12 protein-coding genes are annotated in these 11,206 nt (G+C 64.4%); 4 read left to right on the top strand and 8 right to left on the bottom strand.

All coding sequences use genetic code 11. The features are described 5' to 3' along the window. Positions 1–142: 142 nt before the first annotated feature. Complete coding sequence (locus tag RF637_RS12860; RefSeq protein WP_368845049.1) at positions 143–799, top strand: hypothetical protein; 657 nt, start codon at positions 143–145, stop codon at positions 797–799. Positions 800–1,287: 488 nt separating this feature from the next. On the opposite strand, the gene RF637_RS12855 is transcribed toward RF637_RS12860, so the two are convergent. Together RF637_RS12855 and RF637_RS12850 are read right to left on the bottom strand one after the other, a co-directional pair. Beyond that, positions 1,288–1,848 (bottom strand): ImmA/IrrE family metallo-endopeptidase, encoded by a 561-nt coding sequence (locus tag RF637_RS12855; protein ID WP_368845048.1) that lies wholly within the window; start codon positions 1,846–1,848, stop codon positions 1,288–1,290. A 10-nt stretch (positions 1,849–1,858) separates the two neighbouring features. After that, a complete protein-coding gene (locus RF637_RS12850; protein WP_368845047.1) occupies positions 1,859–2,224 on the bottom strand; it encodes a helix-turn-helix domain-containing protein in 366 nt (121 codons plus the stop codon). Between the two features lie 289 nt (positions 2,225–2,513). On the opposite strand from RF637_RS12850, the gene RF637_RS12845 reads away from it, so the two are divergent. From RF637_RS12845 to RF637_RS12835, 3 genes are all read left to right on the top strand, one after another. Further along, entirely contained in the window at positions 2,514–3,410 is an 897-nt protein-coding gene (locus RF637_RS12845) for a hypothetical protein (protein ID WP_368845046.1), read from the top strand. 116 nt (positions 3,411–3,526) lie between these two features. Beyond that, positions 3,527–3,793, top strand: a complete 267-nt coding sequence (locus tag RF637_RS12840; protein WP_368845045.1) for a helix-turn-helix domain-containing protein — start codon at positions 3,527–3,529, stop codon at positions 3,791–3,793. Positions 3,794–3,970: 177 nt separating this feature from the next. After that, entirely contained in the window at positions 3,971–6,790 is a 2,820-nt protein-coding gene (locus RF637_RS12835) for a DNA methyltransferase (RefSeq protein ID WP_368845044.1), read from the top strand. Positions 6,791–6,895: 105 nt separating this feature from the next. Here the strand turns inward: RF637_RS12835 and RF637_RS12830 are convergent, their stop codons facing one another. The 6 genes from RF637_RS12830 to RF637_RS12805 form a co-directional block, all read right to left on the bottom strand. Next, a complete protein-coding gene (locus tag RF637_RS12830; RefSeq protein WP_368845043.1) occupies positions 6,896–7,462 on the bottom strand; it encodes a recombinase family protein in 567 nt (188 codons plus the stop codon). 32 nt (positions 7,463–7,494) lie between these two features. Then, on the bottom strand, positions 7,495–7,965 hold the full coding sequence (locus RF637_RS12825) for a hypothetical protein (RefSeq protein WP_368845042.1): 471 nt from the start codon (positions 7,963–7,965) through the stop codon (positions 7,495–7,497). 559 nt (positions 7,966–8,524) lie between these two features. Then, a complete protein-coding gene (locus RF637_RS12820; RefSeq protein WP_368845041.1) occupies positions 8,525–8,845 on the bottom strand; it encodes a helix-turn-helix domain-containing protein in 321 nt (106 codons plus the stop codon). A 70-nt stretch (positions 8,846–8,915) separates the two neighbouring features. Continuing rightward, positions 8,916–9,260 (bottom strand): hypothetical protein, encoded by a 345-nt coding sequence (locus RF637_RS12815; RefSeq protein WP_368845040.1) that lies wholly within the window; start codon positions 9,258–9,260, stop codon positions 8,916–8,918. 112 nt (positions 9,261–9,372) lie between these two features. Then, positions 9,373–9,912, bottom strand: a complete 540-nt coding sequence (locus RF637_RS12810; protein ID WP_368845039.1) for a hypothetical protein — start codon at positions 9,910–9,912, stop codon at positions 9,373–9,375. A 201-nt stretch (positions 9,913–10,113) separates the two neighbouring features. Further along, complete coding sequence (locus RF637_RS12805) at positions 10,114–11,070, bottom strand: DUF3560 domain-containing protein (protein WP_368845038.1); 957 nt, start codon at positions 11,068–11,070, stop codon at positions 10,114–10,116. Between the last annotated feature and the right edge of the window lie 136 nt (positions 11,071–11,206).

Below are 11,206 nucleotides of genomic sequence, written 5' to 3'. Positions count from 1 at the left end.
CCTGTCTGTCGTGAAGTCGGTCACGGCCGTCTCCTTTCGGATCAGGCCGGACCCTCACACACCGTTTTTCTTACAGTCCCGACCGCTACACCACTACCAGGGACTTGACCCACGAAGGAGCCGGCCGGATACCTTTGTCGCTGTGAGCAACGCGAGTGATGGCGAGGCCTCGTCGGAAGGTGGGGATGCCACCAATCCCCGACTTGGCTTCTATCGACTCGTCCAGAACTGGACGAACCGTCAAGCGCGACAGGTGCGTGGCGCTAGGCGAAGGTTCCGTGTCGAGATCCTCATTCTGTTGCTGGTCGCAGCGGTCTTGGTAGTCGTGGGTTGGCGCGGCCAGGTAGTTCAGGGGCTCGACTGGACGTGGGCAATGATTGACGCCTCGGGGGAGCGATTACGGATTGTTGCCGGGTTCGGCGTCTTCCTCACAGCTCTGGTCGCGTATCGAACGTATCGGCGGGATCAGTCCTGGAAGCGCACTCAGTGGGCGATTGATCAGCTCGTGGACAGCTACAGTGGCGACGCCACCGAAGATCCTGCGGCGGGAGAGGTGCGCCGAGATGCGGCCGTGTTGGGGGCGCTGTACCTGATGGAAGCCCCCCGGATCCTGGCGGAGGACAAGGACTTGCTGACCGACATGTTCGACCAGGTGCTCGCGTCGGCCGAAAGTGCTGGGTCTTCGAACGCCCTTCAGGGTCAGGCTGTGGACGAGGGCGAATCCCTGGAGGACAATGGCATGGACAATCCTGGTGAGGGGGCGAACGGTGATGGCGAAGAGCGTCAGCAAGGGCCGTAAGAACGGGGTCCGCGGCGGTCAGTTCAAGGTCGTCCTGAAGTCTCGCGGAGGGAAGTCAATCTACACGAAGTCTCAAGGCGAGGCTCGTCGTTTGAAGGCAATGGACCGTGTGGTTGCTGGACGAGGTTCCTCGAGCAAGCTAGCAGGGTGAAGCGAGCCTTCCGTGCCTCTGGATCTTTTGGGCGCTACGAAGAAGCCCCGTGGGACTGCGGAAGAGTCAGTTATGGTCTTCACAGAGGCCATCAGTTCGAGCTCCTGGCCCCATTAGGCCATCGCCACGTCGACCTGCTTGATATACCCCCTGCCTAGGAGTCCGGTACTGGAGAGGTCGAGGCTGGTCAAGGACGGACTGGCAGAATCTAGGGGTGGTCCAGCCCCCACCTGCGGCCGAAGCCTCTGTCAGTGCAATTAGCATTAGTGGTTGGATGCAAGCCTTATCGGCAACGCCGCGCGGACTACGTTCCGGCTTGTGAAGTTCGACGAGTTGATCAGCTCCGTTGGCGTGCAGCCCTCGTGCGGCGCACGATTTTTCTTGCGCCGCTTGCGTTCATCCGCCACGCCGCGTGCTGGGTGCTCACCTCGAAGAGGGTGGCGACTTCTTCGTTAGTTGCGTCCTTCCATGCTTGACGTAGGGCGGCGTCGAAAGGGATAAGAAGTTCCCCGGCCAGCAGATCCGCTTCATTCTCGCTGTCGCCGCCGAGCCCGCATTTCCGGTCATATGCAAGCGTTACCCCGAAAGAGTGTTCGAGGATGACGTGAGCCATCTCATGGCTGAGCGTCGATCGTCGTCTCTGGGGCGTGTGAATGTCATTCTCGAGGATGAGCAAGCTCGAGCCGTCAGGAATGAGGGCGCCCGACAAGGCACTGACTCTGACCTCTGTGAAGTGCCGGACGGCATCGGATTCATTTAGGTCGGTCAGTCGGACAACCCGTATGCCGTACATCTCAGCGAGATGATACGGGTCAAAGGGATCATGAGGCCCCAATCCAATCTCGGCGCGTACCTCCAGCGCCAACTGCTTGCTCTCTGTCTTGAACCCGCGACGCATGGGGCAATCGTCAACCCTTTGACTTTACATGTGCAACTGTAGCGCCGATCACCTTCTCTAAGTACTCCACGTCCTCGGAAGTCAGTGATTTCTCTGCGCGCAGGAGCGGTGCCAGCCTGGTCATGAGCTGAGGCTCCCGAGGGTGGGAAGCGCCTCCCTCTTCGTAGTCGAAGAAGTTCTCCGCAGGCATCCCCAACCAGGCCACCAGGGTGGCGAAGCCGTTCGCATCCGGCTTGAGGCCGTTCCCCAGCCGGGACAGCAGGGACGGACTGACTCCGATCTCCTTAGCCAGCTCGCGCCAGGACATCCCTCGCTCGTTTTTCGCAGCCTCCAGTGTCGCGTAGAGGCGCTGCGAGTCCACCGTTGTTCTAGTCATGCCTCCATTGTGCCACTTCCGATGCAATGTAGTGAAAATGAATCGATGTGTTAGGATTGATACGTTGTACCGAACCCGATGCAGAAAGGAGGAATACATGGCAGGCAAACGCGGACGTAGCTCGGTCACCGGGCGGTTTGTCAAGCAGTCCACGGTCAAGCGTCACCCCAAGACGACGACCAACGAGTCCACGAAGAAGCGTGGCAAATGAACCAATCCCTAGCCGTGGGGCGGATGCGTGCATGCGCCCCACGGCCGCCCCCAGTTTCTAGAGAGAAAGAACTTCCTTATGCGCATCACTGAGCACTACGCCATCCATGATGAGGTCCCGTTCCTCGACGTCCATCTCGAGCAGGACAACCAGCTGTTCCTCGACCCCAGCGCCATTCGCAACTCCACCGAACCGCGAGCCCGCCAGGCGCAAGCCCTGCTGCAAGCCTACTTCGCCGAGGTCCTGAGACTCCGCCAGAGTCCCGGTCGTGACGATCAGGCGCGCGGACGAGCTCTGCTGTCCGGATTGCGCGAACCCAACGAAAACCGCCTGGGATTCAGCCAGGGCAGGATCGGCGGGCACGCGATTGGCCCGGGTATCGCCGATGACCTGTGGGACCTTCTGGGCAACAATCCCGCCGCAGTCGATGCTGCGCTGACACGCATCGAGGACATTCCCCTGTTCATCCATCACGTTGGTGATGACCTCATCTCCGATCTCACCACGCGCGTCATCTATCCTGTGCTGGCCCAGTTCACCAACGAGATGGTCCAGCGCTACCCCTCGCTTGGCCGCCACGTGAGCACCGAGCAGATCGGTGTCTATCGTCCGCAGATTCAGACGTGGGAAGAAGAATTCTTCACGCTCCCGTACGTGTTCGACCGACAGCTCCTGCTCATTCCTAAGGGCTGGGTATTCTGGCGACTCCTGATGGACCCGGACGGCTTCTACAACCGCTTTGCCACGACCTCCGTGCAACAGGAACGCCAAAGGATTGATGCCAACGGCCGGCTGTGGAAGCCCATGAAGTCGGCGCTCAATGATGAGTTCCCCGACCACAAACAGCTCAACACGGACCGTGCCGCCCTCCATCGTCGGAACGGACGGGATCTCGTCGCTGAGTACCGGGTCCAGGTGGACGAAGAGTTCGAGCCGCTGACCGAAGAAGAACTGGGGCGCCGTACCGCAGCGTGATCTTGGTGGAGTCGCATCATAAGAAGTCGCTGAACGTTGGTCCGATGGGCAAGGCAGGGGACTGCTGCACGGAGAGGTGTCACATCATCTGTGGTGCCTCAGAGCGCTGCAGTCCCGTGCAAGACCTCGCGGGCGCCTTGGGTATCTCGACCCGGACGGTTAACCGCCTCACCACCAAGTACGTGGGCCTGTCGCCCTACACCATGATCCGCCGCCGACGCCTCCAAGAAGCGACCGAATGGATCCGTGGCAATGCGGATGAAGCGCTGGCCGATGTCGCAGTCCGCCACGGCTTCGTTGACCAGGCGCACCTGAGTCGTGAAGCGCGCACTCTTCTTGGGCTAACCCTCACGGACTACCGCGTGCGCACGATCAGGCCGTGACGATACCCACGTAGCCTCAATCAACGTGTCCGGTCAGTACATCTAGTCAACACGATTGGCACCTCACAGGCCGCCCGCTGATTCGATGGATGCCCCCCTTCTTGACCCCATGTCCGGGCGCGCTCCACGCTCATGTGGGTGCACGTCTGCACTGGAAGCAGCTATTAGCCTTGATCTATGCAGACGCAAATGGATCGTGGAACCGCACGTGACGCCCTAACGAAGTTCGCTCGGGAGTGGACGGAGCGTATCGAGGGGTGGCGGGCCAACGGGCAGACGCACACCGAGAAGTCCTACGCGCAGCAGTTCTGGTCTGCTCTGCTGCGCTGTTTCGGGGTGATCCCGGAGCGGATGGACCTATTCGAGCGGGACGCCATTCGGGCTTCCACCGGCGGTACAGGCTACATCGATTTCTTCTGGTCGGGTGTGGCCATCGGTGAGGCCAAGTCCCTGGGCGAGGACCTGGGCAAGGCCCACCGTCAGGTCCTGGACTACCTCTCGGGCGGTTCAATCAATTCCTTCGAGTGGCCCCGATTCGTGTTGGTCACCGATTTCGAGCACCTGCGGGTGGAGCGGATGGGTGATGATCCCTGGACGGTCGAGTTCGATTTGGCCGATACCCCGGCCCACGTCGATCAGCTGATGTTCCTGGCGGGGCAGGAGACCGTCACCAAGGCTGAGGAGAAGGCCGCGTCCCTGGACGCGGCCGCGCGCATGGCTGCGCTGTGGCAGGCAGTGGTCGGGGACGAGGCCGACCAGGGTGTCGGCGATGACGCCCCAACTAATCCCGAGGACGAGGACGCCCTGGCCCAGGAGGCCTCTGTGCTGCTGACCCGGCTGCTATTCCTGCTCTACGGTGATGACGCCGGGCTGTGGGAAGACGATCTGTTCCGCCGCTGGGTGGAGTCCGACACCACCGCGGACAACCTCGGCCCGCAGCTCCAGGGCCTGTTCAACCTGTTGAACACCCCCGAGTCCCAGCGCCGACGGGTGCCGGCTACCTTGGCCAAGTTCCCCTACGTCAACGGGGGAATCTTCGACGGCTCTTCCCCGGTGCCGTACCTCACCGCCGAGATGCGCCAAGCACTGATCGAGGCCTGCCGGTTCCGGTGGACCCACATCTCCCCCGCGGTGTTCGGCGCCCTGTTCCAGCTGGTGAAGTCCCAGAAGGCCCGGCGTGGGGACGGTGAGCACTACACCTCCGAGGCGAACATCCTCAAAACCATCGGCCCGCTGTTCCTGGACGACTACCGTTCCCGGGCGGACCGGCTGATCGCCAAGAAGTCCGCCACCCGTCGGGAGTTCGATGAGCTCCAGGACGAGATGGCAGCGAACCTCTACATCGACCCCGCCTGCGGGGCAGGGAACTTCCTGAACGTCGCCTACGCCCGGCTGCGCGAGATCGAGACGGATTTGATCGTCGCCCGCAACAAGCGGTGGGGCACGATGGACCTGACGTATGACGTGAGCTTTGAGCAGAAGCTGACCATCGACCGGTTCTGGGGGTTCGAGATCAACTGGTGGCCGGCCAAAATCGCCGAAACCGCGATGTTCCTCGTAGACCACCAGGCCAACCTCGCCCTGGCCAAAGCCCGCGGCGCGGCACCGAACCGCCTACCGATCCGCATCACCGCTCACATCGTCCACCACGACGCCCTGACCTTGGACTGGACCCAGACCCTGCCCGAACCTACCGGGCAGACCTACGTCTTCGGCAACCCACCATTTCTGGGGGACCACACCCGCACCGCAGCGCAACTGGCGTTGATGCGCCAAGCCTGGGGTGGCACCAAACAGCTCTCTCGCTTGGACTTCGTCACCAGTTGGCACGCAATGACGTTGCGGCTGCTGGAGAACCGCTACGGGGAGTGGGCGTTCGTGACCACCAACTCCATCACCCAGGGCGACCAGACAGCGCGGTTGTTCGAGCCGATCTACGAAACCGGGTGGCGCATCAAGTTCGCCCACCGCACCTTCCAGTGGGACTCCGAGGCCCCCGGAAAAGCCGCCGTGCACTGCGTCATCATCGGCTTCACCCGTGACCGCGCCAAGAAACGACGACTGTGGGACTACGCCACGGTGCGATCCGCCCCCACAGAGGTCACCGGAGTCAAGACCATCAACGCCTACCTCGTCGATGGTCCCGAAGTCCTGGTCGGCAAACGCACCACCCCGCTGGCTCCAGACTTGCCGATGGTCGATTACGGGTCGAAACCGGCCGACGGCGGAAACCTCGTCATTACTCCGGCTGAGTACGACGCGGTGATGGCCGATCCCGTGATGGCCCCATATGTGCGGCCCTACGTCGGGTCCAAAGAGCTGCTGAGCAGCCAACAACGCTGGTGCCTGTGGCTGCGCGAGATGAACCCCGGCGACCCCGCACACTCCCCCGAGCTCAAACGGCGTCTCCAGGCCGTGGCCGCAATGCGCGAGGCCTCCACGGCTGCCTCCACGCAGGACTGGGCCCGGTTCCCGCACTTGTTCCGCCAGCTCGGGCTGGTTTCCGACGTCCCCTTCGTGGGCATCCCCGAGGTCAGCAGCGAGAACCGCCACTACTTGCCGGTCTCCCATTTCGAGCCCGAGGTCATCATCTCGAACAAGGTCTACGGGGCCGTGGACCCGCACGGCATTGCTTTCGCCGTAGCCTCCTCCTCCATGTTTTGGACCTGGATGAAGACTGTGGGCGGTCGGATGAAGTCTGACCCGTCGTTTTCCAGCACGATCACCTGGAACAACTTCCCCATGCCCGCGCTGACCGACGAGCAACGCGCGGCGTTGTCCTCCGCTGGGACCAAAATTCTCGATGCCCGGGCTCAGCATCCCGACCGGCCATTGGATGAGCACTACGCGGCGCTGGGCATGGCACCGGAACTGGTACGCGCCCATGACCAGCTCGACACCATCATGGATAAAATCATCGGCGCGCCCCGCCGATGCCGCACCGCTTTGGAGCGGCAGGAACTGCTCTTCGACTCCTATATGCGCCTAACCCGGTAGAGGACCCGCCTGGCTTTCGCCCAGGCCGTGCGCTTAGCGCACGCCAAGTGCCGAGCGATCTGGCGACGTGCCCACCTCAACCGGATCGGGGCCCGGGTGCGGATGTCATTCCTCCTTGGAAGTTGCGTCGCGCAGCCGTGTGATGGTCCACCGGCTCACCCCGTGCAGGGTGGCGACCTCGGACACGGACAGCCCACCACGCAGTGCGGCCAGCGCGGCCGCGCGCTGGGCGGGGCTCAACTTCGAGGGGCGGCCGCCTACCCGGCCTTGTGCTCGTGCGTGTTCCAGTCCTACGCGGGTGCGCTCCTGGATGGTCTCTAGCTCCTGCTGCGCCAGGGCGGAGAGGATGCCGACCATCAGTCGCCCCTCGCGGGTGGCGGTGTCCAGACTCATGTCCAGCAGCACCAGGCGCACACCCTCCTCGGTGAGTTCGGCTGCGGTGTTCACGGTGTCACGCATCGAGCGGCCCAGCCGGTCCAGGCGGGTGACCACCAGGGCGTCACCGGTACGGAGGTGGCTGCGGGCGGCATCGAGTCCGGGGCGGGTGGAGCGCGCGCCGCTGATTGTGTCCTCGAAGACACGCTCGCACCCTGCGGCCGTCAGCGCCTCGCGCTGGGTGGCCAGGGACGCTGCCTGTTCGCGGGTGCTCACGCGGGCGTAACCGATCTTCATGGGGCCTCCGGCCGTTGGCTAGAACGACGATTTCACCCGCGGACTTCGGAGGCCGGGGGAAACCCGTTCTGAGTAAGGCCCCAAACGCGCCACAACGGTCCAGGAACACCAGGGCGGACCACGGTCAAGGCGAAGAACTCATTCAACGCTGCATCCTCAAATGCCCGTCCGAGACCATCGCCGGAGTAGTCGATGAACTTGACGTACTTGATGTCCGGATCGTCTTCGCAGTCCTCAACAACGCTCATGATTGACAGATGCGACGTCATCTCAGCAACTTGCCGGTAGCCGCCCCAGGCACTCGGGTTCAGAGCAAGCCTGTCGAGAGACGTCCGGTAGGAGTCGGTATCTCCAAGTGCGGTATGCCAGAGCCAGGCGGTTCCCAGCGGGGTGTCAGTGGTAGGTTCCCCTCCCGTTTCCTTGAATAGTTCCCGTGCCACCTCATCCGGATCTTCAGATGACTGAGCGATGGGCAGGGGCAAGGGGTTGGGTGTCTCGTTCATGATGCCTCCAAATGTTTGTTCTGATCTTCACCACTTTATAGGTGCAGTAACGGTCGTTTTTGCACCGCTCCCCTGCGCTCGGCTCTGGTGCCGGTTCCGGCCGCCATGGGTGTAGCAAAATCCGGTGCATAACGTGGGTGTGCGAAATGGACCTACGGTGACGAGTTTTGCTCCACGTCGGGGCCCGCCCATCCGGTGCAGACCTCCCAGTCGGGGATATGGGCCACGGGTAGGCCTGTGGCGGCCTGGATGATGTCTAAGGCGTCACTGATCGCCGTTGGTGGTGTTGGCGGGTCTCCTGGTCCGCGCCAGGTACTCGCGCGGATTTGCCACGGTGGGTGCACCGGGCGCGGGGCGCGGCCTTCTCGGGGGTCCGGTGGTGGGATCGGTGGGTGGATGGTCTCGGCGTGTAGGCGGCCGTCTCCGGTGACCAGCACGCCGCGCTCGGTGTAACCGTGCGCGGCCGCGTACTCAGCCCAGCGCGCAAGCTCGTGGAAGTTGTCGCGGTTCATGCCGTGGTTCATCATGGCGACCGCAGCTAGGCGGGCATAGTAGGCGCTCACCCGCGAGCCTCGGCGCGCACGCGCGCCACGGTGGATTTGCTCACCTCGCACGCGGCGGCGGTCTCCGCGATGCTGTGCCCCTCCTCGCGCATCGCGAGGATGCGCGCGCGCAGCTCGTCCGTGAGCGTGCGGCGTCCGCGGGGGCGGGTGCGCTGCCACTCGTGCAGGGTCTCCGTGGTCCATCCTCGCGTGTCGTTGATCCACACGTCTGGCTCGGGTGTTCCGGCCTTGATGAAGCCCTGGGGCGTCATGCCGACCACGGCGGCGGCTTCTTTCAGTCCGTGAAGGTGCGCGCCGCGCGGGATAGTCTTGGGCATTGCATCGTCCTTTCGGTGTGGCCTCCCGGCCCATTGTTCCTGGCATCCGCCAGCGGCCGGGGGGCATTTTTCATGCCCTGGGGGTGGTCCCCGGGCTCATGGTCAGCAGGTCGCACGCGGTCTCATAGGCTCGCATGGCGGCCTTGGACAGCTCTAGGGCCATGTCTACATGGGTCAGCGACTCCATGCGGCCAGCGGCGCGCGTGGCGGCTCCTGCGACCTCTAGGGCCGTGGCCTTGGTCAGCTGCGGGTCACCGCATCGCGGATCGGTGGGCAGCACCAGGCATCGCGGAATCTCTGCCAGGTACGGGGCGAGCGGGGTTCGCGCTGCGCGGCGCTGTAGCGCGCGGAGGTTGCCCAGGTGGTCGGCGCAAATCTCTCGTTTGTCCAGGTCGGACAGCATTTCGGAGGTCATCTCGTGCTCCTGTTCAATTCGGCCGGCGGATTCCGCCGGCTGCGGGGCGGCGGCCGCCGATCCGCTCCCCGTGGAGGGGATCGGCGGCCGCGTGGGTCGGGGTTTCAGGTGCTCAGGAGCACTCCCAGTCGGGGTGTCCGTGCCAGGTGATTCGCACGGCTCCGGCGTCGGGGGTGCCGAAGTCCACCAGCGGGGCGAGCAGCACGTCCTCGAAGAACGGGCCTTCTTCCACACGGAACACGGCGCGGCCGGTGTAGTACAGCTCCCCGTCGTCGTCGTACATGCGGAAGACGTGCCGCTCGTATCCGTCCACCAGGGGCGCGCCAGCGGTGAGCATGGCCGCCTGTCGCTCGGACACCTCGCCCGGGCCATAGGTCCACTTGCTGCCGGTCTGGTCGGCGTCCGCGAGGTGATCGCGGGTGATCGTCCACGCGCACGCTGGTTCGTCCTCCGGGGCCTCGGGCATCGGCACGACGGCCACAATCCCGAAGGGTTCGCCGGGGGCCAGTTCGTCCATGAACCGGGCGAGGTCGGGACCCCAGTAGGTATCCACCCCCGCGTCCGTGTCGATGGTGAGGCCGTGGCCGTTTTTCAGTGCGGCCTCCCCGAGCTGAAAGGCGTTCTGGTAGGTGTCTGCGAGGTATTCGCTCATGGTCCCTGTCCTTCCGGTAGTGGTGGCGGGTTGTTCCTCCCACCTGAACACTCTTTAGTTTATTCGCGTTCAACGCTAGACACAAGCCGGGCGGGGGACTTTTTTGGGCCGGGTTTACGGCGATACGGCTTACCGGGTTTACAGGTAGCCGGACATACGGCAGCGGTCGGGGGATCGTCCCCCGGCCGCTGCGCTGCTCGGCTACTTGCTCGCGGGCTGGTGGCCGGTGATCTTGCCGTAGGGGGCGCGATAGCTGCTCGTGATCTTGCGCTCTGCATCGAAATACAGGGTGCAGGTCTTGGCGTTGGCCCGTGCCACGGTCCACCAGGTGCCGCCTACCCTGATGCGGTCCCCGGCGTGGATGGTCTCGCGGCTGTAGTCGGCGGCCTCACCGGCGGCGAGCTGCTGGGCGCGCACGCCGCGCCAGTACGCCAGCGCGTCCGCGTTCTCGGCGGCGTCGGCCTGGATCGCCTCACGGCGTCGGCCGGTCGCGGCGGGGATCGCCTCGGCGTAGGGGGTGCCCCTGTTGGCGGTGTACCCGTCCAGCTGCCGCGCCAGTTTGCGGCCTTCGGCCTCTAGGCGCTGGATGCGTCCGGCCACAGTCGCGGGGCTGTAGCGGTGGGCCGTGGTGGTCGTAGCGGCTTGCGCGCGGCGCTGCGCCTCGGCGGCGTCCTCGTCGGCTCGGATCGCGCGTCCCTGCGCGTTCCATGCCCGGTCAATGGCGTTGCGGTGGCGGGTCTCGGAGTGGTGGCCCACCTTGATGGGCTCCCCACCTTCGGGCAGTCGGGCCGCTGCCGCGTCGGCGGCGTGCTGGGCGTCGGCCGCGCGTGCGGCCTTGCGCTGCGCCTTCTCTGCCAGGGCCTCGGCGCGGGCCTCTTGCCGGGCTGCGCGGTCGGCCTCGACCTCGGCCACGGGCCGGGCGGTGTCGTCGGCCTCTAGGGCCACCTCGTGCCCTGCGGCCTCTAGGGCCTTCTGCGTGCGTCCGGTGATCCAGGTTTTGAGGTTCCGGTCCCGGCTCTGCGGGACGTACCACGCACCGATGGATCGACCCCAGCGCCAGCCCTGGGCCTTTAAGATTTCGGCGGTGCCGTCCCCGCGCTGGGTGCCCTCGATGAGCGTCCCGTCCTCGCGGTTGTGGGTGATGGTCAGTGCGGCCATGATGCTCAGTCCTTTCGGTCGGTGCGGCGGGTTGTTCCTCCCGCCTGAACACTCTCTAGTTTACTCGCGTTCAACGCCAGACACAAGCGGCCGGGCAACATTTTCGCGCGGATTTTCGGGGGTCCGGGCATGAAAA

The organism is Kocuria sp. CPCC 204721, from assembly GCF_040980945.1.
Classification (GTDB): Bacteria; Actinomycetota; Actinomycetes; order Actinomycetales; family Micrococcaceae; genus Kocuria; species Kocuria marina.
This window is presented reverse-complemented; position numbering and strand designations above follow the sequence as displayed.